Origin of the sequence: Streptomyces sp. NPDC002773 (genome assembly GCF_040295605.1) — a bacterium.
Taxonomy (GTDB): Bacteria; Actinomycetota; Actinomycetes; order Streptomycetales; family Streptomycetaceae; genus Streptomyces.
In genome coordinates this window covers 1-25,038 of record NZ_JBEOVO010000039.1, presented here as the reverse complement: position 1 = coordinate 25,038, position 25,038 = coordinate 1, and the positions used below count along the sequence as shown (strand labels likewise).

Annotated in this window: 18 protein-coding genes, 1 tRNA gene and 5 pseudogenes; 11 read left to right on the top strand and 13 right to left on the bottom strand. The window is 70.4% G+C overall.

The window, feature by feature from the left end; all coding sequences use genetic code 11:
• Positions 1-765 precede the first annotated feature (765 nt).
• Positions 766-1,949, top strand: a pseudogene (locus ABT034_RS30825) (IS110 family RNA-guided transposase).
• Between the two features lie 17 nt (positions 1,950-1,966).
• Here the strand turns inward: ABT034_RS30825 and ABT034_RS30820 are convergent.
• Entirely contained in the window at positions 1,967-2,203 is a 237-nt protein-coding gene (locus tag ABT034_RS30820; protein ID WP_351220362.1) for a hypothetical protein, read from the bottom strand.
• A 149-nt stretch (positions 2,204-2,352) separates the two neighbouring features.
• Between ABT034_RS30820 and ABT034_RS30815 the strand changes: the two genes are divergently transcribed.
• Entirely contained in the window at positions 2,353-3,873 is a 1,521-nt protein-coding gene (locus ABT034_RS30815; RefSeq protein WP_351220361.1) for a TerD family protein, read from the top strand.
• A gap of 455 nt (positions 3,874-4,328) precedes the next feature.
• Here ABT034_RS30815 and ABT034_RS30805 read toward each other — a convergent pair.
• Positions 4,329-4,424: pseudogene (locus ABT034_RS30805) on the bottom strand (lamin tail domain-containing protein); the annotation flags it as partial.
• A gap of 272 nt (positions 4,425-4,696) precedes the next feature.
• On the opposite strand from ABT034_RS30805, the gene ABT034_RS30800 reads away from it, so the two are divergent.
• Positions 4,697-4,776 (top strand) — tRNA-OTHER (locus ABT034_RS30800).
• A gap of 196 nt (positions 4,777-4,972) precedes the next feature.
• Entirely contained in the window at positions 4,973-5,965 is a 993-nt protein-coding gene (locus tag ABT034_RS30795) for an RNA-binding protein (protein ID WP_351220360.1), read from the top strand.
• A gap of 343 nt (positions 5,966-6,308) precedes the next feature.
• On the opposite strand, the gene ABT034_RS30790 is transcribed toward ABT034_RS30795, so the two are convergent.
• Positions 6,309-6,890, bottom strand: a complete 582-nt coding sequence (locus tag ABT034_RS30790; protein ID WP_351220359.1) for an HPP family protein — start codon at positions 6,888-6,890, stop codon at positions 6,309-6,311.
• Positions 6,891-7,096: 206 nt separating this feature from the next.
• On the opposite strand from ABT034_RS30790, the gene ABT034_RS30785 reads away from it, so the two are divergent.
• Positions 7,097-7,369, top strand: coding sequence for a DUF6296 family protein (locus tag ABT034_RS30785; RefSeq protein WP_351220358.1), 273 nt, complete (start codon positions 7,097-7,099; stop codon positions 7,367-7,369).
• Positions 7,370-7,804: 435 nt separating this feature from the next.
• Positions 7,805-7,903: pseudogene (locus ABT034_RS30780) on the top strand (hypothetical protein); the annotation flags it as partial.
• 264 nt (positions 7,904-8,167) lie between these two features.
• Here the strand turns inward: ABT034_RS30780 and ABT034_RS30775 are convergent.
• The 3 genes from ABT034_RS30775 to ABT034_RS30765 form a co-directional block, all read right to left on the bottom strand.
• Positions 8,168-8,698 carry an SMI1/KNR4 family protein gene (locus ABT034_RS30775; protein WP_351220357.1) on the bottom strand — a complete coding sequence of 177 codons (531 nt, stop codon included), beginning with the start codon at positions 8,696-8,698 and terminating at the stop codon, positions 8,168-8,170.
• 1,033 nt (positions 8,699-9,731) lie between these two features.
• Complete coding sequence (locus ABT034_RS30770) at positions 9,732-11,324, bottom strand: ISL3 family transposase (RefSeq protein ID WP_351220356.1); 1,593 nt, start codon at positions 11,322-11,324, stop codon at positions 9,732-9,734.
• A gap of 258 nt (positions 11,325-11,582) precedes the next feature.
• Positions 11,583-11,909 (bottom strand): hypothetical protein, encoded by a 327-nt coding sequence (locus ABT034_RS30765; RefSeq protein WP_351220355.1) that lies wholly within the window; start codon positions 11,907-11,909, stop codon positions 11,583-11,585.
• Between the two features lie 881 nt (positions 11,910-12,790).
• Between ABT034_RS30765 and ABT034_RS30760 the strand changes: the two are divergent.
• Positions 12,791-12,970: pseudogene (locus tag ABT034_RS30760) on the top strand (transposase); the annotation flags it as partial.
• Positions 12,971-14,021: 1,051 nt separating this feature from the next.
• Here ABT034_RS30760 and ABT034_RS30755 read toward each other — a convergent pair.
• Positions 14,022-15,131, bottom strand: coding sequence for a DUF5954 family protein (locus ABT034_RS30755; RefSeq protein ID WP_351220354.1), 1,110 nt, complete (start codon positions 15,129-15,131; stop codon positions 14,022-14,024).
• Between the two features lie 571 nt (positions 15,132-15,702).
• On the opposite strand from ABT034_RS30755, the gene ABT034_RS30750 reads away from it, so the two are divergent.
• Positions 15,703-16,167, top strand: coding sequence for a VanZ family protein (locus ABT034_RS30750; RefSeq protein ID WP_502973092.1), 465 nt, complete (start codon positions 15,703-15,705; stop codon positions 16,165-16,167).
• Positions 16,168-16,504: 337 nt separating this feature from the next.
• Here ABT034_RS30750 and ABT034_RS30745 read toward each other — a convergent pair whose 3' ends face one another.
• Entirely contained in the window at positions 16,505-17,074 is a 570-nt protein-coding gene (locus tag ABT034_RS30745) for an RICIN domain-containing protein (protein ID WP_351220352.1), read from the bottom strand.
• A 456-nt stretch (positions 17,075-17,530) separates the two neighbouring features.
• On the opposite strand from ABT034_RS30745, the gene ABT034_RS30740 reads away from it, so the two are divergent.
• The 3 genes from ABT034_RS30740 to ABT034_RS30730 are packed head-to-tail and all read left to right on the top strand — an operon-like array spanning position 17,531 to position 21,246.
• Positions 17,531-18,115 (top strand): 2Fe-2S iron-sulfur cluster-binding protein, encoded by a 585-nt coding sequence (locus ABT034_RS30740; protein ID WP_351220351.1) that lies wholly within the window; start codon positions 17,531-17,533, stop codon positions 18,113-18,115.
• Complete coding sequence (locus ABT034_RS30735) at positions 18,112-19,095, top strand: FAD binding domain-containing protein (RefSeq protein WP_351220350.1); 984 nt, start codon at positions 18,112-18,114, stop codon at positions 19,093-19,095. Before ABT034_RS30740 ends, ABT034_RS30735 begins: the two co-directional genes overlap by 4 nt.
• 18 nt (positions 19,096-19,113) lie before the next feature.
• Positions 19,114-21,246, top strand: coding sequence for a xanthine dehydrogenase family protein molybdopterin-binding subunit (locus tag ABT034_RS30730; RefSeq protein ID WP_351220349.1), 2,133 nt, complete (start codon positions 19,114-19,116; stop codon positions 21,244-21,246).
• 5 nt (positions 21,247-21,251) lie between these two features.
• Here ABT034_RS30730 and ABT034_RS30725 read toward each other — a convergent pair whose 3' ends face one another.
• From ABT034_RS30725 to ABT034_RS30705, 5 genes and pseudogenes are all read right to left on the bottom strand, one after another.
• Positions 21,252-21,680 carry a VOC family protein gene (locus tag ABT034_RS30725; protein WP_351220348.1) on the bottom strand — a complete coding sequence of 143 codons (429 nt, stop codon included), beginning with the start codon at positions 21,678-21,680 and terminating at the stop codon, positions 21,252-21,254.
• Between the two features lie 38 nt (positions 21,681-21,718).
• Positions 21,719-21,952 carry a hypothetical protein gene (locus tag ABT034_RS30720; protein WP_351220347.1) on the bottom strand — a complete coding sequence of 78 codons (234 nt, stop codon included), beginning with the start codon at positions 21,950-21,952 and terminating at the stop codon, positions 21,719-21,721.
• A 1,152-nt stretch (positions 21,953-23,104) separates the two neighbouring features.
• Entirely contained in the window at positions 23,105-23,548 is a 444-nt protein-coding gene (locus ABT034_RS30715) for a DUF6234 family protein (protein WP_351220346.1), read from the bottom strand.
• An 89-nt stretch (positions 23,549-23,637) separates the two neighbouring features.
• Positions 23,638-24,585 carry a hypothetical protein gene (locus ABT034_RS30710; RefSeq protein ID WP_351220345.1) on the bottom strand — a complete coding sequence of 316 codons (948 nt, stop codon included), beginning with the start codon at positions 24,583-24,585 and terminating at the stop codon, positions 23,638-23,640.
• A gap of 273 nt (positions 24,586-24,858) precedes the next feature.
• Positions 24,859-25,038: pseudogene (locus ABT034_RS30705) on the bottom strand (MerR family transcriptional regulator); the annotation flags it as partial.

Genomic DNA, 25,038 nt, shown 5'->3' with positions numbered 1-25,038 from the left:
GAGTCGAAGACGACGACCTTGACGTCGACTGTGTAGCGGTGGGTGACGAAGAAGCCAGGAGCGTGTCGTCCGTCGGCTCCGATGCAGGTTCGGGCGATCGAGGAAGCGGTCCTGGTTCGGTGGCAGCCCCGGGTACGGGCCCGTCAGGGTGCCCGGGCTGAGGCGGAGGGGTTCGTCTTCCACACCAGGGCGCGATTCGGGTTCGCGGCTCCTGCAGGGCTCCTCGGACGATCCGCGGGTGCGGTGGATCACCCAGGATCTGCCAGCAGGGGTAGCCCGGGAGCTGTTCGCCGCCCGGGATGCCGGCGCGGGTGAGCAGCAGCAGACGGTGATCCTGGCCCGGGCGCTAGGGCACGCCTACTTCGCGAGTGGGGCCGCCGGGCCCACGGTCTGCACGTGGCTTTCAGCGACGTCGAGTTCGCCGACTTCGCGATCGGCTGAGCCTGCCTCATCCAGGGCCCGCGTCAGGGGGCAGGGGCGCGAGGGTTGGCGCGCCTGGCTGGTACCGCTTCGTGCCTCTTGGCTTCCTGCCGCTCTCGCCAGTCCCACTCCGCACGGCCGACGGGGCCTTTGCGGCGAGCCGGGGCGGGCGCAGCCTGGTTATCTCCGCCACGCGCAGCAGGGGCGTACGGTCTCCTGGCGCGGCGAGCAGCTCCTGGTTCTCGACGGAGACGAGCCGGGTGTGCAGGCCCCGGCCCGCGGGAAGGTGCCCGCCCAGGGTGGTACGGGGTGGGCGGCGCAACCGTCGGTGTAACGGGCGCGGTCGTGCAGAGCGAGCGTGGCCTGGACTGCGACAAGGGCGAACACCACGCCACCGCCGACACACCGGCCGGGAAGAAAGCCTTCGACAAACGCCTGCCCAATACCGAACCCGAGCTCCGCGAGTTGTTCGTCAAACTCCAGGCCAGGCACGGAACGGTGCTCGTCGTGGTCGACCAGCCGGCCTCGGTCGGAGCCCTGGCGTTCGCGGTCGCACGCGGCATGGGCTGCCCGGTCGCCTACCTGCCCGGGCTGACGATGCGGCGGATCGCCGACCTCTACCCCGGCGAGGCCAAGACCGACGCGAAGGACGCGTTCATCATCGCCGACGCCGCCCGCGCGATGCCCCACACGCTGCAGGCCATCGACGGCGAGGACGAGACGATAGCCGAGCTGGGATGATCGTCGGCTTCGACGACGACTTCGCCGGCGAAGCCACCCGCGTCGCGAACCGGCTCCACGGCCTGCTGACCCCGATCCGTCCCTTCCTGGAACGGGTCCTGGGGCCGCGGTTGCAGCATCCGGCCGTCCTTACACTGCTCGAACGGTCTGGCTCCCCAGCGCAGATACGCGAGGCCGGCCATCGACGGCTGATCACCCTGCTGCGGCCGAAGGCGCCGCGTCTGGCCGAGCGGCTCGTGAAGGAGATCGTCGAGGCTCTGGGCGAGCAGACCGTGACGGTCCCGGGGACCGAGGCGGCCGCGCTGATCGTCCCGAGCCTGGCCGGTTCGCTGACGGCCGTCCTCGACCAGCGGAATCTGTCGGGCCGGGCGGATCAAGGAACTCCTGGAGACCCAGCCTCTTTCCAAGGTCCTGAGGTCGCTGCCCGGGGTCGGCGTCAGGACCAGAGCCCGGATTCTGATCGAGGCCGGCGACGGCCGCACCTTCCCGACCGCCGGCCACCTCGCCGCCTACGCAGGACTCGCCCCGGCCACCCGGAGCTCGGGCTCCTCGATCCGCGGCGAGCAGTCCTCCCGGAGAGAGAACAAGCAGCTCAAACGGGCCTTCCTGCTCTCCGCGTTCGCCGCCCTGGGCGACCCTGCATCACGGGCCTACCACGACAAGGAGATGGCCCAGGGCAAGCACCACACCCAGGCGCTGCTCTGCCTCGCCAGGCGCCGGGCCGGTGGCCTCTTCGCGATGCTCCGCGACGCACCTTCTACGAACCCCAATCCGCAGGAGTCAGATGACGGTTCAGCCTCACCGGTCAGTCCTCCTCCGGTCGAAGCCGTCGGCGAGCGGCCTCAAGACGCTGGTCATAGTCAGGCGCGAACAGCCCAGGAAGTGACTTGTCCAGCGTCCCGGCGATGCGATGGATCGGCGCCCAGACCGCCGGATCATCGACAACCCGGCTCAGGTCCGTCATCTGCAGCTTCTCCAGCCAGTCCGACAACACCAGCGCCTCGTCACTCGTGAGCTTGATCGTGACCTGGCTATCACCCATGCACACCCCTACGGCTCGGCCCCACCCTCAACCACCGAACCTACTGGTCCTCGACCTTGGCCACACACATAGGGGTACCCCCGGCCTGGTTCAGCGGCGAGTGGCAGACGCGTTGCGATCCCGCTGACCTTGACGAAGTTCCCTGTGCAATGGCGTGTTCCGCGCCAGAGATCTTCTCCAGGTGTCGGCTCGCTGTCACCATGTGCCGTATGACGCACATGATCAAGGGTGCGAACGCGCCCGTCCCCGCCGTCCCTCTGCGGGTTGCCGTAGGCCGACAGTCGGTGCCAGGTGCGCCGACCGTGTCAGCGGCTGCCCTTCTGCTCGACGCGGCCGGAGCGGTGCGCGGCGATGTCGACATCGTCTTCCACGACCGGCCCGTCCACCCCTCGGGCACCGTTCGGTACGTCGGCACGGGACAAGGCGCCGGACAGCTCGCCGAATGGCTGGAGGTGGACCTGCTCCGCGTCGACCCCGACGTCCAGCGGGTACTGATAGTCGGATCCTGCGCGGACGGGACCTTCGGACAGGTCCGCGGTCTCTACGCCCAGTTGAGCACGTTCGACGGAACGATCGTCGCGCAGTACGCGGTCACGGGCGCCACCGCCGAGACCGCGTTCGTGCTGGGTGAGCTGTACCGGCGCGATGGGGCATGGCGGTTCCGCGCGGTGGGGCAAGGCTACGAGGACGGGCTCGCGGGCCTGACGCAGGACGTAGGGGGCGCGGGGGCGGTGACGGCGGTGTCACCAACGGCGCTGGTGGCCCCTTCGGCGTCGCCGGCTGTGCCCTCCGTGTCGGGCCCAGTGCCGCTCGCCGGGGTGGGTAAGACGGGCTCCGGCGTGGTGGCACCCGGGGCGCCGTCGGTGCCGGGGCCGGATGTGCACAGGACGGGCCAGGTGTCGTCCGGGCACGGCCCGGTGAGTGATTCCGCGACGTACCCCACCTCACCCATGTCGCCTGTTTCTGCGACCGCCGGGCTCGTGCCCGCGTACGCTGCCGGGACGCCCGCCGTCGGCACATCCTTCGAGCCCCCGTCCTGGGCGGCCGGCTTCTTCGCGTTCGAGCCGTGCGTCTATCGCGGCAAGGGTACGAAGACGGTCACCGTGGACCTGCCGTTTCCGCCCAACGGGGAGCCGGTGATCCTGGAGGCACGGACGGAGGAGTACAACTTTATCTCCGTCAAGATTCCCGGCCGCGAGGACGATGTCTTCCTGTCCGACCTACCTGATCACTACGGCCGCACCCTGATGGCGCCCCACCGCAAGGGCGGGCCGCTCACTTTGAAGGTGCGCAACTCCGGGGCGTGGCAGCTCACGGTCCTGCCCCTGTCGGCAGCCCTGCCGCTGGACTTCGGCACCATCGCGGGCAGCGGTCGGGAAGTCTTCGTCCGCACCGGTCCCGCGGCCGAGTTGAAGGTGCGGGCGGAGGACCCGCACAACGGCTGGTTCCAGATGCACTACCACTGGGGTGACTCCCCCAGTGACCTGCGGCGCCCTGCCAAGCGGCTCGTGTACGAGTGGAACGGTCGCCGGGTCCGAGAGAAGGTCGCCCTGCCCAGCGGGCCCGTCCTGGTCACCATCGACAAGAGCAGGCACCAGTGGGAACTCACCCTCGATCCGGTTGACCCGGACGAGCCGTCCCGAGGGGCGCGCAGGACATCGCGTCGCTAGGTCTGGTCTGGTCTGGTCTGGTCTGGTCTGGTCTGGTCTGGTCTGGCAAAGGATCCTGGAAGGGGGCGCGGAGCCAGAGGGTGAGTGCGGCAAGGCGGGCTCCGGCCCTGTAGCAGGCGGCACGTTCGTCGAAGCGGGTGGCGGTCGCGCGGAACTGCCCAGGACGCCGCGACCTCCCTCGTCGTGGTCACCGCCAGGCCGAGAAGATCGAAGGCCGGCCAGAACCCGCGGGCGGGATGCCACCAAGTCCGCTGGGGCCTGGCGGTCGACCAGAGGGAAGCCGACGCGCTGAAGGTGCACGCCGAAGGCCCCTGCGAGACAACACTCCTGGACTACACCCCCGCCCCGCAGCCTCAGCCAGCGCCCGCACGCCTCTGGCGGTACCTCCCCATCACATGCCAGTGCCCCAGCTCCTGCGGGGAACGCGAGGAACCCCGGGCTCCGGAGGTTGAGGTTCAGCGACGGTGGTGGCGGTGGCCCCAGGACTCGGCGTCGACAGTGCGGCCGCGGTCGTCGCGCAGCGTCGCGGTGTCGGAGCGGTTGACCCACACCGCCTCCTGCACCATCCCGCGAGCGCGTACGGCACCCCGTACCAGCGGGCCTACGCCGAGCTCGCCGAGACACACCGCGGTCGGCCGGTCGGGGAAATCGGGGCCGCTGCTGCGCGCCACCGCCGACGCCGCGCTCCTCGGCTTCGCCGGTACCGACCTGCTCGAACACGCGTAGGCGATCAGCAGTGGCGCGCCGTACGAGCTCCGCGTCCGCCGGAAACACGGGAACCCTGGTGCGCTGCTTCACCCCGACCCGTACGATGCCGGACATCCCTCGTCGTCCAGCGGCCAAGGACACCGGTCTCCGGTTCGCCCGGAATCGGAAACCCGGGTTCGAATCCCGGCGAGGCAATCCGTCCGCGTCTTTCTGCGCCACCAGTCGTGCGGTTACGCGCCGGGGCTGCATAGCTTGGGAGCTGCGGGGTCTCGCGGTTTGTGGCATGCCACAGCATGCTGACCAGCAGATTTCTGCGTGGTCTCGTAGTGCGTGTCGTCGTCGGGTCGCAAATCCGTGGCACTTGCTCAGGGCAGCGCTGGAAGATGTCGGTGTGCAGCTCTCCCACGTGTATCGCGTCACCAAGTACGACCCCGCCGACCGTGACGTTTACGGGCATTACACCGGTGCCGAGGACGTGACCAGCGATCACGGCGAGGTCGAGGCGGCCTATCTTCAAGCGGTTCAGGCGTTCGCCGCGGATACAGGCGTCGGCCGTTTGTCCGTGCGCGAGCCGGAGGTCTCGTCGTCGTTCGTCCGTTTCGGTGTCGAGCCGCCTGTGGACGGCTTCGGTCTCGGCCCGCTCCTTCCGGGCGGCCTTGCCGGCTTCCACGACGGAGCAGAGGTGCTGCTGGACACCGGGTTGGAGCTGGTGCGGCTCATGCTGCGGGACAGTGGCGCCTGGTGCCGGCTGGAGGCTGAGGGGGCGTTCGCCGTGCACGTCGGCTGGGACCAGTACGTGTACATCGGCAGCACCCGGCCCTGCCACATGGCACTGGCCCGCACCCGCGAGCTCGGGCTGTTCCCGGAACGCCTGGACGCATCCCCCTACGCCTTCGAACCCGACGAGAATGGCGTTCCACGGCCGGGCGACGACGCGTTCTGGGACGGCCTGCACAGGGCAGTCGCCAGCGGCAGCGCGGGACTCCTGGAAGAGATCTACGTGCAAAACGCCTCACGATGGCATCGCCTCACCAGCGACACCATCGACACGGTTCGCGCCGCCCTCGCTCCCCGCGCGCGCCTGGCCGTGTGGCCAGACCTCTCCTCCGACACCGTCACCGTCCTCGACGCGCTCCCCACCGAGGGTTTCGTCGAAGGCGTCTGGCAGGACACGGACGGCCAGATCCACAGCGCCATCGCCGACGAAGACGATTTCCCGGACCTGGCTGCCCGAATCGCCGGCGCCCATGCTGCAGCGCTCGTGCCCATGTACGCCGATGAACGCTTCCCTCTGCTCTCCGCTGTCATGCCTGACCGCGACGGAGTCGTGCGCGCCCGATGGCAGGCTGAGCCATCACTCAACGACTCTCCCCAGCGGCTCTGACACTCGAACGTGGGCGCGCTGAGGCGGCCGTGCACGAGATGCCCGCGATGCCGGAGACGAAGACTCCGAGCCGTCAGTCGGGGACGCCGAGTTCGGAATCGGGCCAGCGGATCTCACACGTCCAGATCCCGCCCACGGCCGATGCCCGGCGCGCCTCTCCACGGCTGGCTCTTCCGGCTGGAACCCGCCGGAAATTGCCTCCGATCACCTAGGGGGAAGGCGTCCGGGAGGGGTGGCGCCCCCGGGTCGCACCCGGGCCCCGCCGCCCACTCACGCCCACGGGAGGAGTGCGTACGGCGTCGTTGCGGGGCGCAATCCGGCGTAGGCGCTGGGCCGGAGCGGCTCACCACCAGTAGGCGGGGTACCTCGGCGCCGCACGCCGGACGCGGGACGCGGCGTACGCGGTCAGTACGAGCAGGACCGTGGACCCGAACAGCAGGGGGACCAACCTGCCCGGCGCAGGCTCCTGGAGGACGATGACCACGGCGGTGGCACAGGCAGGCGAGTGCGGGGTCCGGGCCAGTGTCGTCAGGGCGATGGTGACACCGGCGGCCAGGGCTGCGGCCCAGGCGCTGCCGTGCGCGGCGAGAGCCACCCCGTATCCGGCGGCGGCGCCGAGGAGGTGGCCGACGACCACGCTTCGCGGCTGGGCCAGCGGCAGAGCGGGGGCACAGTGGACCAGTGCGGCGCTGGCGGCGAGCGGAGGTATGAGCACCGGCTCGTGGAGGGCGGCGCCGATCGCGACGAGCGCGAGGAGCGCCGCTGTGGCGGCGCTGACGTTGTGGGCGGCGGTCGCAGGCGTCGGTCGCGCCGGGGCACGGCCGGCCATGCGGGCCAGGCGCGGGCGCCGGCGGCTGCGGGGGACGGCGGCGGAGCCAGTCCCGGCCGAGGCGGGGTCGGGGTGCGGAGCGATGTCGGTACTCACGTGATGCGGGGTTTCCGGGGCAGGCGGCCGTGGGCCGGACGAGACGGAGCGGGGGCGGTGGGTCGCCCGCGACCCCTGCGGTCGGCAGTCGGCCCGGTCTCGCGCCCGACCCTGGTGCGGCGGCGCGGCCCCGCACCACTCTAACCAGCGGGTTCTCGGCTGGTCGGCCGGGGGCGTGGCTGGGCCTTCGGCGTAAAATGGGCGGAATGAACCCAGTCCGATACGAGCTGATGTTCTCCGACGACACTGGTTCGGCACAGGACGTCGTGATCGTCGAGCGCACCTCTGCCAAGGGGCCCGGCGGCCATCCCGTCTACGCCGACCCCACCGGCATCATCCGGGCGGAGATCAGCGACCACAACGAAGTACGCATCCTCGCCTCAGGCGGGCACCAGGCTCCCACCCAACACGTCCTGGCCCGCCGCCTCACCGCCACCGATCCCAACGATCCCGCCGGCCCCTCCACCTCCGCGGCCTGACCAGTACCCGACCCGGCCGATCCGCCGGCGAGCGCACTCCGCGTCCGGGCAGGGACACCACCGTCCTGTCCGGTCCCGCAAGCCGCATTTGAAGAACCCGGACGGGATCATGGAAGCGATTCACGCGCTGCGCGGTCCGCAAGAGCGCCATCAAGGCACGCACGCAGACCATCAACCAGATCCCCGCTCCGATGATCACCGCCCCCCTCCGCCCTGCGGGACAAGCTGCGTGGGTGGGCCACCACTCTGCTGATCGACACCCCCGCCCGGAACCGGCCCGTCGGCGATCTCACGGACCCGGCCTGCACGGCCAAGACGGCACTTCGCCGCCTGGCCCGGCGCCTACCAGACCCCTCAGCAGGAAATCAAAGAGGCCGACGCGGACCTGGCTCCCCTCGTGACCGGGCGGCACCCAGCCTCGTCGCCCTGCCCCGGGTGGGCACCGAGACGGCCGGCCAGCTACTGATTACCGCAGGAGACAACCCCGGCCGGCTCCGGTCCGAGGTGTCTTTCGCGCACCTGCGCGGGGCGGCCCTCTTCCTCGCCTCGTCCGGCCGGACCAACCGTCACCGCATCAACCGCGCGGGGACCGCCACACCAACAGTGCCCCCCCCTACACCATCGTCCTGGTCCGCATGCGGCACGACCAACGGAACCGGGACTACGTCGCCGGACGCACCACCAAGGGCATGTCCACCAGACATCATGCGGCGCCTCAAGAGGCTCGCCGCCCGCGAGGTCTACAGGCGCCTCAGGACCACAGGCATTCTGAACACGGCAGGCTCGGCCGACGCCAGATCATCCCAGCGACCGGCTTCCGTCCGCGGCTTCGGGGTCGAACGACGCGGCCGCAGTCAGCCGTTCGATGAACGTCTGGAAGTCCGCGGCCAGCGGGATCTCCGTGTCGCCGTCCACGTCGAACCACGTCACGGATGGCTCCCCCCGCTCTCCGCAGACCCGGTAGTCGAGAGCGATCCAGCAGTGACCGTCACCGGAAAGCAGAACCAGAGGAGACGGAAGGCCCCACTCCTGAACCAAGTAGGGCGAGTCCAGCAAGGACGACTGGCCGTCGTGACGACCGATACCCATCATGTCGTCGAGCGGAATGTGATCCTCGCTCCACGACGTCGGCACGTCCGTCGGGAACGCGTTCCACAACTCCGCCACCAGACCGCCGTTCTGAACCCGCAGGAACTCCAGCAACAAAGCCGGCAGGCGGACACCGAGCTGAAGCTCCGCATCCTGAACGACCGCGCCGGTCAGCGGGGGCTGAACCCCATACAGGCCCTCACCCCAGAACGTCGCCTTCACCACATCAGACCGAGCCACGAACGCATCCTATGGACCTCGCAGCCCGGCTTGAACACCTATAGGAGCTTCAGTCCAGCCACACCACGGACACCTTCCGCACCGTCCGCCACGGCACCTTGTACTTGCGCTCGGTCTCCCGCAGCTACACACCCCGCGATGGTCACGCCAAATCGCCGCGTACAGCTCGACCTCCGACACCTGCAAACTCGTCGACATCACCTATCCGTGGAACAGAAGTCTTCCAAACTCATCGACGAGCGCCTTCACAACTAGGTTCTGTCACAGATCTTGGGGAGTGGTCACGGAGGGTGTCCAGACCGCTTCACGTGCGCTGACTCGTCATCGAACGGGTGAGACTGGCCCCTGCATACTGGCCGGATGGACGCCCGTCGGCCGTGCCTGAGTTGTGGCCACCGCGCGTTCGATCACCCACCAGCAGGCAGTGTGGAACGCAAGCGCCTGATCGTCCGCAAAACCTCGGTCCGGTTCTTCGCGACTTTCAACCAGGTGGGAAGCCGCTCGACCAGACTCATCGGGGCCCAAGGCACAAACTCTCCGCGCTCACGAAGCTTGGCCCCCACGTAGGCCTCCAGCAGATCGAGATGACGCACGTTATAGGCCCACAGGACGTGTCCACAGCAGCTCGTCTGCAACCACACCGGTCGCTGGAAATAAGGATCGACAGGGCTGCCCACGACAGCAGAGTCGACCTTCCGATCCTTGAAGAAGCCGCACCCCGTGCACCGCAGCCGCCGATGGAGATCCAGGCTCCCGGAGCCGGCGGCCTTCTCATCTGCTGGGATCCCGGGGTGGGGCGTGACAGTGGCGCACCCATCACACCGAGGACAGTGCACCAGAACCTCATCGAGGAAGTCATATCCGTACTTGCGTTCGCGCCGATCTCGAAACCGGTCGCCGGACGCCTCAACATTCCCGCTCACTCGGTCAGCCTGCCAGAACCCGACTCGCTGCCCGGCAGGCACCCATCTCGCTCGTCGTGGGCACCGACGGACTGCTGCACCCCGCAGCAGGGGCCCCTGAACTGAGCGGGTCACTGGAGCAGGATCATCTTGCGGAGCAGGTCAAACCCGGCCCGACCGTAGAGCTGCCGCTTGATCTTCTTTATGCGGTTCACGGCGCCCTCGATGCTGCCGGAGCTCCAGTCCAGGGTGAGCCCAGCTGTCACGGCGTCGAGATCTCGGAGCAGGTGGAGTGCGAAGCCGGTGAGGCCGGGTAACTGGCTGGCATCGACCGCGTCGATCCAGGTGGGAAGTGTGGAGCCGAGGCGGCCGCTGAGGATCTCGCCGAAGTCGCGGACATGTCCGGCTGCCGTGTCCAGCTCGGGGCAGCGCGTCAGGACCTCCTTCAGACCGGCGAGGTCCTCCTCGGCCAGGGCCGTGGGGTGCCGGGTGAGCCAGCCGGTCACCTGCCGCACCGTCGGCGGCCGGGGCGGCGCGCCGGACGGAGCGCCGCGCAACGTGGCGATGTGGGCGCGGACCATGCCGTAGGTGACAGGAGCGTGCTCGGCAACCAGCTCGCCGTGCAGTCGGGTGACGCTGGTGCATCCCTCCGCGAAGCGCCGCTCCAGGTAGGGGTTGTAGGGGTCCAGTCTGCTGGGCCGGGGCCGGTTCTCGCGGAAGGTTTCCTGCCAGCGTGCGGCGTTCGCGTACCGGAGCACGGTGTTGAGACCCCAGCCCAGGTGCCGGGCGATCGCCCGGCGTGAGTGGCCTTGGGCGAGCAGCTCGTGGACCAGGGCATGTGCGGCCTTCTTCCGCTCGGCCCGCCGGCCGACGGGCTCCGAGTCGTCCTGCGGCCGACCGGAAGTCCGGCCGGTGGCCTCCAGCAGCATGCTGCCGGGCGAAGGTTTGCGCTGACAGTCGCGGTGGGCGGCGACGCAGGTCTCCACTGCCCGGCCCAGGCCCTGCCACAGATGGAACCGGTCGGCGACCTGCAGAGCCTCGGGGGCACCGCGCCGGGCGCCCTCGGCGTAGGCGCCCGCCCGGTCCCGGCAGATGATCTCCACGCCGGGATGGCGGATCAGCCAGGCGGCCAGCGGCCCGGCTTCACGAGTCGGGAGTACGTCGACCACACGGTGGTCTCCGACGCTGGTCAGGACGGTGGAGTAGGTCTGGCCTCGGCGGATCGCGAAGTCGTCCACACCCAGCACACGCGGCGTGCTGAGCTGCGGATCGGGCAATGCCATGACCCTGCGAAACAAGGTCATCCGGCCGGCTCCGAATCCCAGCTGGGCGGCCAGCCGGGCGCCTGCCCGTCCGGCCAGCGCGAGCCCCACTCGCTCCAGGGCGTGGTTGAGCCGCGTGGTGAACCGTGCGTGCGGGGCGGCCAGCCGGGAGAACGGCTCGGCGAACGTCCAGGGCGGGCAGTGCGCCGACCCGCAGATGAAGCGCCGGACCGTCAGCCGGATCACCAAGCCCTGCTCAGCGAGTGGAAGGTCCTTCAGCCTGCGCTGGTATCGGCCGTGGACTCGGTCCGAAAAGCGGCCGCAGTCCGGACATTCCACACCGGTCGCGCGGCCTCTCGCCGCCACCTCGACCGTGCCGAAAGCGGCCGTAGCCGCCTCGACATCCACATCGTCGATCCCGTCGAACACCAGCGAGTCCCAGAACGGTGCATCGGTCTGCATGACCAGCACCATCACCGTCCACCGCCGACCACGACATCGACCGACAAGCACCTGAGGGAGCGTCAATTTCAGCTGTGCAGCGACAAGGGGTACGCCGTCTTACCCGAGCCCGCCCCTCACGATCGAACATCGAGGTGACGCTCCGCTACGACTCCCCAAGATCTGTGCCAGAACCCACAACTACTCGACGAAACCACCTGTCCGAAAGCAACCTTCTGCAACATGCTTTCGTCGGCGCCCCGCAGACGTCTCGTGTGGTCAGTCAGCAGTTGCGTTGGGTCGGCGGCCGCATCCGCAATCTGTAGGGATGCCTCGTCTGGCCTTTCGGCGAGCTCGGACGTAATGGGTCGCCCTCACCACGACTCCCGTACCCAGTACGACGCAGGCGATGACCATGAGGAAGGTGTTGCCGAGTGCCGCGCCGAGCGTGGCGAAGGCGAAGAACAGCCCGTCCATCACGTCCAGCGACGCTCGAAAACGTACGTGGGCGGGCTCCTGCGCGCGGAGGCGCGGCAGCGCGGAGACGGCGGAGAGCGCAAGGATGCCTCCGAGGCCGAAGACGAGCCAGCGTGCTGCGGTAGGCATGTCCACGGAGGGAACGTACTGTCCGGGCAGGCATCTCAGGCGGTCGGTATGTGAATTGCCGACGAACAGCGGCATGTTCCGCGTCCGCGGGCCACCTGGTCTGCACGGCATGAGTCAGTCTCGTGAATCTGTCGACTCCGGATGATCGTCGCACGTGCCCCGTTCCCCACCCCCAGGCCATGTTCAACGGTCGCAGTCTCGACGCACCAATGCTCATTTTGGACGAGCTCGTAAGACTCGCTCGCAGCTGTTGGGGTGCGCAGGATGTGACGGTGCAGCTGGCACGTTGTCACCGCGAGTTATGGATGCACCCGGCCTCGGGGCCCTGGGGGAGCACGCAGCGCTCCTTCGCGAGGTCCGGCCGGCTCTGAGGACACCTTCGAGAGCTACTCCGTCGCCCCCCCATCCCCGATTCGGACAACCGCGGATCCGGAGGCAAGCTCGGCTCACGCTCGGTGGACTGGAGACTTCGGCTGCGGCCGTCCCTTCGCGGAGGCGGCTGAGGTGACCGGCTCGGTTCGCAGGTGCCACTGTTCGGCATCCTGTGGCCTACTGGCAGCAGCAGGAAGCGATCAGGGACCCGTCGCTCCCCGTGTTGCCGCACGGACTGCGACGACGGTCCGCGCTCGTCTCGCGAGAGCGGGCCTCTTGTTTCCCGGGCAAGGCGATCGGCCCGAACACCCCGTCGTCGCCTGGTACATAACGGTCGTCCCGGCGTCGGCCAGCGTGCGTGCGGCTTCCGCGTCCGCGCCTCGATCCCGCCTGATACGTACACGGGCAGTGACAGATCTGGGTGCGTCAGGATCGTCTCGCCGGCCCGCAACATCCGCCGGGTCGTTCTTGCACCGCTTCCTCGAATCCGGAATCGAGTGCCGCCGCGGATCGTCCTTGGTCCCGCTCCGCCCCTCCCGCGGCCGGCCACCCCTGTCCTGCCCCCTGCGGATCACCCGCAGGTGATCAACGGGATTCTGCATCGGGTGCGGACCGGGGTGCAGTGGCGTGATCTACCTGGCTGGCACGGCCCGTGGAGAACTGTCTATGGGCGTCCCCGCCTGTGGGCGCGGGCCACGGAATCGGGGAGCGTGCGCAAACGCACCTTCTACCTCTCCGTCTTCGCCGCCCTGGGCAACCCGGCATCGCGGGCCAACGCAGCCCGGTTCCCTTGACCAAGGCATAGGGGCACTCCCCCGCCGCAGCCCCGCCGTCACGGTCGTCGGCGCCGGATGTGGGGAGGTTGAGCAGGACGCACAGGTCGGCGTCGGGGGCAGTGGGGCCACGATGCGGTAGTCCGTAGCCCGGCCGTCGGCGATCTCTGTCGCGAGGGGTAGTCGTGGACCAGATTGCCGTAGGCATGCTCGTTGTCTCGAGTCGCCGGCATCTCGGTCGGCTCGCCTCCGGTACGGGGCGGCGGGAGTGGATGAGGCTGGCGGCTTCGCGAGTTCGAGGGCGCGAAACCGCGCGGGGCGCGGTCGTACAGAAGCGGCCGCCGCACGAATCTGGCCGCGTCGTTGAAGATCGTCCACTTCTTGTGTGCCCGACCAGGATCCGGTCCGCCCGCTCGTGACCGAGCCGCCGGCGGACGACTCAGCTTTCAGCGTCTCGGAGCTGATGGTGCGCCTGCGGGGGCGGAAGACCAGGGTGGCCGAGCACCTGCCTACCGCACTCCTTCAGGACCGGTTCGAGGCCGTGGTCCTGGTCGACCCCGGCCGCCCCAAGGTCCAGGCGCAGTACGAGGCGTGGGGCTACCGCCGGGACGGCAACCGTCAGCCGTTCCCCGACTCGCCGGCCTCCACGGTGTGCCGCGCGACCTGCACGTCCCAGCCGCTCCTGCCCCCTGCGAGGGCAAGGGGCATTGAGTTGATCTTGCACGTGCGTGCACGTGCACGTTTGAGGGCCGCGTCCGGTGTCGGTGCGCGGCCTTGGGCGGTGCAGGGCTGTGCTCTACACGGACGGGCTGGTGGAGTCCCGGCTGCGGGACGTGTGGACCGGGATCGAGCAGCTGCGGGAACGTCTGGAGGCGACGGCGCAGTTCACGGGCTCGGACCACTCGCCGCCGCGACATCGCGCTGCTCGCGGCCGGGCTCCGAACTCGGCCTCCTCGACTGAGCGGGATCAGGTGGCGGATTCGTCCTCCGCGGGCTCTTCGAAGTGGACCGTGCCGTGCTCGTCTAGGCGCGGGTGGAGGGCCTCGGGGCCGTGGGTGTTGATGTCGGACGGGCGCGGGCCTTCCGGTCCGTCGTGGCCCCAGCGAAGCAGGCGGCGGGCGCGGGCGATCCGGGAGACGGTGCCGTGGACCTCGACCTGGTTGAGATTGCCGGCACGGAGCCGTTCCTCCGCCTCGGCGAACACCGCGAGCTCCGCGGCTGCGGGGCTGGTGTTCTCGGCGACGACGGAGCGGGCGTCGACGTCCCTCTCGGCGTCAAAGGGGATCAGGCCGCGCTGCCGCGGCTCCCACCAGCTCAGCGAGAAGGCCAGCGTCCGGCGTGCGTCATGGGCGGTGGCCTGCAGGCCGCTGCCCGGCGTCCAGGGCTTGGTACCGGACCGCTCGACGATCAGGAACGCCGTCGGCATGAGCATCACGTCGGGGTGGGTCTCCAGGGCCCTCGCGGAGTCCTGCAGTACGGGGCCGGGAAACCTGGCTCCGGTGTAGGTCAGGGAGCGCAAGGACAGCCGCTCCGCCGCCTGGAGAGGCGTGAGGGGCGCCTCCGGGTCCAGGACGAGGCCGTCGTCGACCCTCGGGCTGAGGGCGCCGGCGCCGGGGCTCCAGTCAGGGGTGAGAGGTTCGGGATCGGTGGGCCGTGGCATTTCGAGGTCGCCGTACGCGTCGACGGCCGCGTACTCCTCAGCCCGCACCACCCGGTAGCGGGTGTCGAGCACGGTGAGCTCGTCGACGTACTCCTTCTCCAGCCGGGCGACCGCCGCCAGCAGCGCCCGCCGCTCCGCCTGGCTCTTCGCGTCGTCCTTCGCCCGGAACCAGAACAGCGAGTTCAGCCCGTCGCGGGCCTGCTGCGGGCAGCCGTTGGTGACCTCGACGACCACCCGCCACCGGGGTCCGTCGTCCTCGCTCTGCGCGGCCACACCGAACAGCGGGCCCCGTACGACCAGGCCGCTGTGGCTCACCGCCGCGTCGACGGCATCTGCCTCCACCGCGGCCTCCACCGGCTCCACCGGAACCCTCACCCGTACCGGCCACTCGCCCCGTCCCGAACCTGCTTCGCTCATGGAACCATCGTGGCGGCAGCCCCGCGTCCACGTCACCGTTTCACCGATCGTTCACCCGCCGACAGCAACCGGCATTTCGCCGGCGCGGTGTCCGTGTTGGCGCCTCTGGCTCGAAGGTCTGCTCTCTGTCTGGCCGTCTTGATCGGCGCCGTCCGCTCGGTCACCTTGGTTGTCTGGGTCGGCTCTCGACCTGCTTGCATTCAGGATCAGTTGGGCGTGTGGCGACTGGATCGGTGCCTCTTGATCTCCGTTGCCCCCGTCTAGCGGCCGGCCGGCTTCGGGTTGCCTAGGGCCTTGCCGGGTAGCCGCATCTTTCCAAGAAGGCGGCGAGGGGGCAGACATGAGGATGTGGAGAAGTGGCCCGGGCAGAGGCAAGTTGGTGCCCGGTGGAGCACCTGGAGGCCAGTCGGCCGGGAGCTCGGCCGGCGGCGGGGAAGCTGCCGGGAGCAGGCCTGCCCGGGGCGAAGTGGCGGAGACGGGCGACGGCGTTCGGGTCGTGCCAGGACAGGACGGGTCGGCCCGGAGTGGGCAGGAGTACCGGCGGCGCGGGCCTGGCCGGGTGGTGCGGGCGGTGGTGGCGCTCGTCGCTCTCGTGGGCATGGTGGCGTTCGCGATCGTCCTGGCAGGGCTCACCCTGAAGGCGTCACCCGCTTCCGTGCCGCTCACCCACAGCAACCTCACGCCGGGCCGTTCGATCCGCGCCTACCTCGAGCAGCCGGGTTTCGTGGAAACGGTCAAACAGCTCGGCGGGAACCTGGCGCTCGGCGTCCCGTTCGGCATCCTCCTGCCGCTCCTGTCGCGCAGAACGCGGGGTGTGGTGCGCGTCGGTCTGCTCACGGTCGGGACGATGCTGATCGTCGAACTGATCCAGGGCGCGCTCATCACCGGACGCGCCTTCGACGTCGACGACGTCCTCCTCAATACCACTGGCGCGCTCGTGGGCTATGTGGCCGTCGGGCGACGTATAGGCCGCGCGGTGCATCCCCGCACCCGCCGCCGGTGGTGGCGTCGGCACCCTGCCCGGCCAGCGCCGTAGACGGCGACGCTCTGGCGTACCGACCGTTGCCCCTGCTTCGTACCCGCTGTGCGTCGACGCGCTGGCGATGCCAGGGCCGACCGTTCCCGCACCACGCTCGGCGGCGGTCGGAACCCGGGCTTCCTGAGCTGCAGAACGTCCTCGAAGTGGACGTCCGCCTCACGGCGGCCGCGATCGAGTCCGGCAAGGTGGCGGGCGGAGACTGCGGGCGGGCGCTGACGTGCTCGCGATCACGGAGGCCGGCCGCCTGGAGTGGGGGCTGGTCTTCGGCCCTGCCGACTGCGTGTGTGTCTGCCTGCTTGCTACGGCGTAGGCAAAGTGCGGGCAGACCGCGCCTCTACTGCCAGAGCGTGCTCGCGCCTCCGCTGTCACAGTCCACCTGAACAGCGGGGGCCGTATTCGCGCTGCTGCCGCCCTGGATGCCGACACACTTCCGGCTGTTGTAGTTGACCAGGATCCAGCCCTCGACGACCCTGCCGTTCTCGGTCATCGCCACGCCTGCGGGGTGCCAGTACTGATCGACGTATGGCGCGGGTGAGCCGCACGGATACTGGGTAACCGGCGCATTCTCGTCCTGCCTGGCCGCGTCCACGGAGAGGCACTGCCCGCTGTTGAAGTTTCGGATGCTGTACCACCCGGCACCCTGCGGAGTGCTGAATTCCAGGGTCAGCTGCCAGTAGTGGTCGTTCCAGTTTCCGCAGGTGAACTGGTTGACCTGGACCGCCGCGCCGTGACTGCCCCCGGGCACGGCCAGGCAAAGGCCCGACCGTCCGTTCTTCACGTGAGTGAACGCCCCCACGCTGGAGCCTGGCGGGATATCAATGGCGTTGGCGGGAGAGATTCCTAGGGTCAGCGTCGTGCCGAGCGCAAGCGCAGCAGCTAAGCCACCCAGCTTCATCCTGTTCATGACATCCCCCTCTGTGTGGAGAGCCAATATACGAAGGAGGGCAGCATCCGGCTGCTCCACTTCCCGCCAATCCGAGACACAACGTGGTCTGACCGGCTCGCCGACAGGCTCGCCCAGGCCCGGCGAGCGGGTCGCTGGTGGCCGGCGGCCTCGTCGTACGCGCCCTCAACCCGCCCCGTCCGGGCAACAACGAACCCCCCGCGGTACCGGGCCATGACCTGGAACAAGGCCCGCGAGCTCCTACTCGGGCGGCGATTTCGCCGCCCTGAGGCGCGCCGGGCGTCTGCCTGTTCTCACGGATCCGGGGCGCGAACCGTAGCGGCCGGGTCGTGGGTCGTCCGCCGGACGGGTGGCCCCTGCATCGTTCGGCGGACAGGGGGGACATAGGGCGCGGGCGGCGGGGAAGGGGATGTCGGGCAGGACGACAGTCGATTCACCGCCTAAGGAGCAGCCACCGTGGACCGTACCGCAGGGGCCGACGGGAGTGCGGCCGCAGGTGAAGGCGGGGCGGGAGGGCGGCAGGGCCTCACGTCGTCGCTTTCGCTCCAGGTCAACGGGGTCACGCACGCTCTGCGTCTCGACAACCGCACCACCCTTCTGGACGCGCTGCGCGAGCACCTGGATCTCACCGGGACCAAGAAGGGCTGCGACCACGGGCAGTGCGGCGCCTGCACGGTGCTCGTGGGTGGGCGGCGTGTGAACAGTTGCCTGCTGTTGGCCGTCACGTGCGACGAGCCCGTCGTCACGGTCGAGGGCCTCGCCGGCGAGGACGGTCGGCTCCATCCGCTCCAGGAAGCGTTCGTCTCCCACGACGCCCTGCAGTGCGGCTACTGCACACCCGGCCAGATCTGTTCGGCCGTGGCCATGCTGGACGAGGCCGCCGCCGGGCATCCCTCCCATGTGACACCACCGGACCAGGCCCACCGCGGCGGTCCGGTGGCCCTCACCCCCGAGGAGATCCGTGAGCGGATGAGCGGCAACATCTGCCGCTGCGGCGCCTACCCCCACATCGTCGACGCCATCGCGGAGGCCTCCTCGTGAAACCCTTCGGATACCTGCGCGCCCTGCACACCGACCAGGCGCTCGCCGCGTACGCGGCCCACCCCGGCGCCCAGTACCTCGCCGGCGGCACCAACCTCGTCGACCTGATGAAACTCGGTGTGGCCGGCCCCTCGTTCCTCGTGGACATCAGCCGGCTGCCGTTGGACGGTGTCGAGGAGACGCCGGAGGGCGGCCTGCGCGTCGGGGCGACCGTGCGCAACAGCGACCTGGCCGTCCATCCGCTCGTACGGAGCCGGTACGCCACCCTGTCCCAGGCGCTCCTCGCCGGTGCCTCCGCGCAGCTGCGCAACACCGCCACCACCGGCGGCAACCTTCTCCAGCGCACCCGCTGCCTGTACTTCCAGGACACCTCCAAGCCCTGCAACAAACGCCGGCCGGGCACCGGCTGTCCCGCGCGCGAGGGTGTCCACCGCGATCTCGCGGTGCTCGGCCATTCCGCACAGTGCGTCGCCACGCACCCCTCCGACATGGCAGTGGCGCTCGCCTGCCTCGACGCGCAGGTCCACCTGCTCGGACCAGACGGGGAACGCACCGTGCCGGTCACCGACTTCCACCGCCTCCCCGGCGACCGGCCCGAACAGGACACCGTCATCCGCCCCGGCGAGCTCCTCACCGCCGTGACGCTCCCCCCGCCCGCCGGAGGGCGCAGCAGCTACCGCAAGGCCCGCGACCGCGCCTCCTACGCCTTCGCGCTCGCCTCCGTCGCCGCCGTCCTCATCGTCGAGGACGGCGTCGTCCGCCATGCCGCCCTCGCCTTCGGCGGCCTCGCGGCCGCACCCTGGCGGGCCCGCGCGGCCGAGGAGGTCCTGCGCGAAGCGCCCGCCACCCCGCAGACGTACGCGCGGGCGGTCGATGCCGAACTCGCAGCGGCCCGGCCGTTGCGCGACAACGCCTTCAAAGTGCCGCTCGCCCGCAACCTCGCCATCCGCGTGCTCACCGAACTCACCTCCCGTCCCTGAGGAGACCCGGCCACCGTCATGACCCCTCCGACTCCCCCGCCCCAGACTCCGCCCGGCTCCCCCATCGGCACCGACGGCGACGGTGACGTCCGCCGTGACGCCCGGGAGAAGGTCACCGGCCAGGCCCGCTACGCCGCCGACCACACCCCGCCGGGCTGTCTCCACGCCGTCCCCGTGCCCGCCACCATCACCCGCGGCACCGTCACCGCCGTCCACGCCGACGAGATCCTGCGGCGCCCCGGCGTCCACGCCGTCCTCAGCCACCACAACGCCCCCCGCCTCGGCCAGGCCGACGACCCCACCCTGGCGCTCCTCCAGAACGGACGCGTCCCCCACCGCGGCTGGTACGTCGCCGTCGTCGTCGCCGACACCCCTGAGAACGCCCGCGCGGCCGCCGACGAGTTGCGGATCGAGTACGCGACCGAGGACCACGACCCCGGGCCCCCCGCCGGCCACCCCCGGCTCTACACCCCCCAGGAGGCCAACGGCGGCCACCCGGCCGTGCGCGAGCGGGGCGACTTCGACACCGCCTACGCCGCCTCCCCGGTGCGCGTCGACGCCACGTACACCATGACCGCGCTGCACAACCACCCGATGGAGCCCCACGCCTCCACCGCCTGGTGGCAGGACGGCGACCTGACCGTGCACGACTCCAGCCAGGGAGCGACGACCGTACGCGACGCCCTCGCACAGCTGCTCCAGGTGCCCCCGGACCGCGTTACCGTCCACTCCGCGTACGTCGGCGGCGGCTTCGGCTCCAAAGGCACCCCGCGGCCCCAGGTCGTCCTCGCCGCGATGACCGCCCGTCACGTCGGACGCCCCGTCCGAGTGGTCCTGCCCCGACGCGAACTCGCCGCCACCGTCGGCCATCGCGCCCCCACCGTCCAACGCGTCCGCATCGGCGCGGACACCCACGGCCGGATCCACGCCCTCGCCCACGAGATCACCACCCAGACGTCCACCGTCAAGGAGTTCGTCGAGCAGGCGGCCGTACCCGCCCGCACCATGTACACCTCGCCCCACAGCCGCACCAGTCACCGCGTGGTCGCCCTCGACGTGCCCACGCCCTCGTGGATGCGCGCCCCGGGCGAGGCATCCGGCATGTACGCCCTGGAAACGGCCGTCGACGAACTCGCCGTCGCCGCCGGTATCGACCCGGTCGAACTCCGGCTGCGCAACGAGCCCCGCACCGAACCCGACAGCGGCCGCCCCTTCAGCAGCAGAGGCCTCGCCCCCTGCCTGCGTGAAGGCGCCCGGCTCTTCGGCTGGGCCGACCGCGACCCCCGTCCCGGAACACGCCGGACCGGCGACCGGGCGTCCGGCACCGGAGTAGCGGCGGCCACCTACCCCTACCTCCTCAGCCCCTCGACGGCCACCGCGCACGCCGCACCCGACGGCAGCCGCACCGTACGGCTCGACGCCACCGACATCGGCACCGGAGCCCGTACCGTCCTCGCGCGAATCGCCGCCGACGCGCTCGGCGTCCCCGTGGCGACGGTCCGCATCGACGTCGGCAGCAGCGCCCTGCCCGCCGCGCCGCTCGCGGGCGGCTCCTCGGGAACCTCGTCCTGGGGCTATGCCGTCCACAAAGCCTGCACCACCCTGGTCGGCCTGCTGCAGGCCCACACCGGCCCGCTCCCGCCCCAGGGCCTCACCGCCTCGGCGGACACCGCGGAGGAAGCCGGCCGTACCTCCCCCTACGCGCGACACGCCTTCGGCGCCCAGTTCGCCGAGGTCGACGTCGACACCGCGACGGGCGAGGTACGTGTCCGCCGGCTCCTCGGTGTCTTCGCCGCGGGCCGGATCCTCAGTCCCCGCACCGCACGCTCCCAGTTCATCGGCGGCATGACGATGGGACTGGGCATGGCGCTGACCGAACACAGCACCCTCGACCCCGCGTACGGAGACTTCGCCGAACGCGACCTGGCCTCCTACCACGTCCCCGTCAACGCCGACGCACCCGCGATCGAGGCGCACTGGCTGGACGAGGAGGACCCCCACCTCAATCCCATGGGCAGCAAGGGCATCGGAGAGATCGGCATCGTCGGCATGGCCGCCGCGATCAGTAACGCCGTGCACCACGCGGTGGGCGTACGGCTGCGGGAGCTGCCCCTCACCCCCGACCGGCTCCTCCCCCACCTACGGGGATGAGACGGTTACGCCACCGGTGCGATCGGGCCGTGCCGCATGTGCGCTGACGAGGCCCAGCCGCCGTACGGCACGGTGATCAGCTCGAAGAGGTGGCCCGCCGGGTCCACGAAGTACACGCCGCGGCCGCCGTCGTTGTGGTTGATCGTGCCCGGGTGCTTCCGGTGGGGGTCGGCGTAGTGCTCGATGCCGCGCTGTCCGATCTGCGCGTACGCCGTGTCGAACTCCTCCTCGGAGACCAGGAAGGCGTAGTGCTGGGGGGTGATCCTGTCCGCGGGGATGGCGGCGAAGTCAAGGGTGACGCCGTTGCTCAGGTCGACCGCGACGAACGGGCCCCACTCGGCGGTGATCTCCAGGCCGAGCAGGTTCGCGAAGAATTCCGCGGACTCCCGGTTGTCCCGGGCGTGGACGATCATGTGGTTCAACTCGACTGGCACGGGATGCCTCCGTAGGCATGTCCCGACACCTCCATGCCTCACCCGGTCGGTGACCGGCACGCGGTGTCGCCGTCGATTCTAGTCGCTGTCGCCGCCTGTTCCGTAAGGGCGGTGTCGATCATCCAGTGCATCACGGACTCGGGCAGCGCCGGGTTCAGGACGGCCTGCTGCCGGAGGTCGTCGTCGCGCAGGGCGCGGACCAGGGACCGGGCGGGCAGCGCGGGATGACGCACCGCCGCGCAGCGGACCGCCGCGCTCCCGTCGTCGAGCAACCGGACCGCCGAGGCCGCCGAGAGCGTGCGCCAGGCATTCCGCGCGTTGCGCCTCGGGGAGTCCGGGGTGTACGGACGCGGTCCGGCGTACCTGCTCGCTCGTGTCCGCGGCGAGCGCGGCGAGGACGTCGGCCGGTAGGTGGGGGTGGGCGGCGAGGAGCGCGGTGACCTCGGGGGTGAAGCGCCGGAACGCGACGGCCGCACGGTCCGGGGCGAGGGCCTCGTAGGCGGCCAGGTCCATCGGGTTGTCCTCGCGGCCGTCGTGGTCCCGCTGCCGGGCGGCGGTCCGTACGTCGTCGGCGGGGTCGGTGAGCAGGGCCTGCCGGGCCGGGGGCCCAGGTGCGGCCAGGCCCTGTCGCAGGCGGCAGCCCGTACGGACGGGGCCGGGTCGTCGGCGAGGGCCGTGGTAGGCGTACCGGGAGGGCGGGGGTACGCGCGGCCTGGACGCGCACGAGGGGGGACGGGTCGGTGGCGATCCGCTCGTATCCGGCCTCCGTCAGGCCGCCGCGCCGGGTGGCGAGTTCGGCAAGCAGGGCGCGCCGGGCGGGGCTCTCCTCGCCCAGGACGAGCCTGGTCCACCGGTCCGGGGTCCTGGACCGCTGGTACTCCGCGAGCGTGTCCCGGATCTCCCGGTCGGGGTGGGCGATCGCGGCGTCGAGGACCGCGGTGGGCAGCGGGCGGTGCAGGAAGTAGCCGGCGCCCAGGTCGAGCAGCCGGATCAGCACCTGGTCGCCGGCGCCGTCGTTGAGGCCGAGCCACCCGATCCAGGGCCCCCGCAGCTGCCTCGTGGGCCGGAGTCGCGCGTTGGTCAGCCCTTCCCAGGCTGCCTCCCGCTGCTCGGGGGTCTCCCGTGCCGTCGCCCGTGCGTGGCGTTCGCGCTGTTCCAGAAGTCTGTCGACGGCGACGAGCCAGATCTCGTACTCCTCGCAGGTCACTCAATGACCGGGCGCCATGCGGCCGCGGGGGTCAGGACGTGTTCCGGTCCCCACTCCCCCGCGATCTCCAAGCCCGCGCGCTCCAGTTGGGCGACCAGTTCTGCCCGTGATCGTGGAGGTGTACGGCTGTGCTTCATGGACGCCGTCCTGAGGGGGCCGGCGGGACGGGACGGGCGGACCACCGCGTCGGTACGCCCCGGCTGGGTGGAATGCCGGCTCAGCCGCCGGTGTCCGCGCATTCACGGTTGCCGCCGCCGCTGCGGCAACCGGCCTCGCCGGTGGACGCGGGGGCGGGGCGGTCGGGCCTGTCCTCGTGCTGTCGGACCTCCGCCCCGCCGGAGAGCCCCACCGCCACGACGACGGCCATGAAGCACTGGGTCCACGCCGTCACCACCGCGCGGGACCGGAACGCGATCACGGCCGCCACCACGGCCAGGGCCCCGACCACGCCGGCGGCGACGAGATAGCCTCCCAGCGGGTCGGGGCTCACCTCCCTGCCCGGATCCAGGCTCACGCCGGTCACCAGCCACAGGCCGAAGGTCGCCAGCAGAGCAAGGACTTCGAGGAGCAGCAGCCCCGCGGCGGTTCCCGCGTCGGCGCCCCGACCGGCCCGGGGCCTTGCGGAGTCGTCGAACGCCGGTGGTGCGACGGGAAGGTCCATGCCCGCCATCCTGGACGGGCAGCGGGGCCGGCACATGAGTACGCGTACCTAGGGGGTCCCGGCCGCCGTGCGAGGGACTTTCGCAGAGGTCACCCCTCGGCGATCTCCTCCTCGGGCATCATGGCGCCGGCGAAGCCGCCCAGGAGCTCTTCCAGGTTCATCTCGGTCGCTCCTGCCGGGGCGACGGGCTTGGTGCCGCTGCTCATCTTCAGCACCAGGCCGAACTTCTTGGCCTTCGCGCTCTCGGCCAGCTTGGCGAGGTCGACGTGCACCTCGGTCAGTTCGTCGTTCTTGAGCGTGAAGTCGGCCGTGACCTTGGTGTCGGGGGCGTCCTTCAGATCCGCGTCCGACGGCAGGGCCATGCCGGGCGGCAGGTCCTTGGCCAGCGGACGGATCTCGCCGATCATCTCCGTGATCAGTGTGCGGAACGGGGCCGTGGCGGTGATGTGCTCGGTGCCGTCCTTGCTCCCCGCGGTCTTGAACTCGACCTCGCGGGCGATGACCTCGCGCAGGGCCTCCACGACCTTCTTCTGGGTCGCGGGGTCCAGGGAGGGCTCGGGCGACAGCGCGGCGCCGGGCACCTGGCCCAGCTTCTCGCCGGCCTTCTCCATCTCCTTGGTGTCGAACTTGACCCACTGGCCCTCCAGGGCCTTCTTGAAGCCTCCGGCCTCCGGGGGCAGCTCGTCGGCGGGCGGCATGGGGGCGCCCAGCGCCTTCGTGAGGGCCTTCACGTCGGAACGGAGGTAGGTGTAGTCACCGATGACCCGGTACTCGACGAGGTCACCGTCGGGGCTGCTGACCTTCATGGCCATACCGACGAGGTCCTTCTCCTCGGACTCGTCGATCGGCTTCTTCGACTCCACCGTGACGGAGATCTTCGCGCCACTGATCAGCTTGGCGGCCTCGTCGGGGATCTCGTCGCCGGGCTCCGGGTCCGACTCGGCGTCCATCTCCTTGATGGTGGCGGCGTCGACGTCCAGGCCCAGTTCGAAGGAGATCGACTTCTCCTTGCCCAGCTTCTCGAAGGCCTTGTCCAACTTCTGGCCGGCGGAGAGCTGCTCGACCGTGCCGCAGGCGGCCGAACCCGCCAGGACGGCGCCGACGACTGCGGTGGCGGTGAGGGTCTTGCGTATGGCGGTGATGATGGTCTCCTCGTAGGTCCGATCACTGTGTGATCGTTCAGGAGACTCATACTTCCGCCAAAAGGTTGCCCCCTGCTCCTCATTTTTCCCTGTCTCTCGTGTGAGGCAGGTGGAGTTCGAAGCGTGCGCCTCCGGCGGGGGCCCGGGTGACCGTCAGGGGACACCGCCTCAGGCGGCGGGCGGGGGGTCGGTCGATTCCGCCGCGCGGCGGTATTCGGCGTTGATCCGCTGGGCTTCTTCGAGCTGGTCTTCGAGGACGATGATCCGGCAGGCGGCCTCGATGGGCGTGCCCTGGTCGACGAGTTCGCGGGCGCGGGCGGCGATGCGGAGCTGGTAGCGGGAGTAGCG

Bases quoted from the DNA above. Each gene is read 5' to 3' on its own strand.
- ABT034_RS30820 (WP_351220362.1), bottom strand. From the start codon at position 2,203: ATGGGTGATAGCCAGGTCACGATCAAGCTCACGAGTGACGAGGCGCTG.
- ABT034_RS30815 (WP_351220361.1), top strand. From the start codon at position 2,353: ATGGCGTGTTCCGCGCCAGAGATCTTCTCCAGGTGTCGGCTCGCTGTC.
- ABT034_RS30785 (WP_351220358.1), top strand. From the start codon at position 7,097: ATGAACCCAGTCCGATACGAGCTGATGTTCTCCGACGACACTGGTTCG.
- ABT034_RS30770 (WP_351220356.1), bottom strand. From the start codon at position 11,324: ATGCAGACCGATGCACCGTTCTGGGACTCGCTGGTGTTCGACGGGATC.
- ABT034_RS30765 (WP_351220355.1), bottom strand. From the start codon at position 11,909: ATGCCTACCGCAGCACGCTGGCTCGTCTTCGGCCTCGGAGGCATCCTT.
- ABT034_RS30755 (WP_351220354.1), bottom strand. From the start codon at position 15,131: ATGAGCGAAGCAGGTTCGGGACGGGGCGAGTGGCCGGTACGGGTGAGG.
- ABT034_RS30745 (WP_351220352.1), bottom strand. From the start codon at position 17,074: ATGAACAGGATGAAGCTGGGTGGCTTAGCTGCTGCGCTTGCGCTCGGC.
- ABT034_RS30730 (WP_351220349.1), top strand. From the start codon at position 19,114: ATGACCCCTCCGACTCCCCCGCCCCAGACTCCGCCCGGCTCCCCCATC.
- ABT034_RS30715 (WP_351220346.1), bottom strand. From the start codon at position 23,548: ATGGACCTTCCCGTCGCACCACCGGCGTTCGACGACTCCGCAAGGCCC.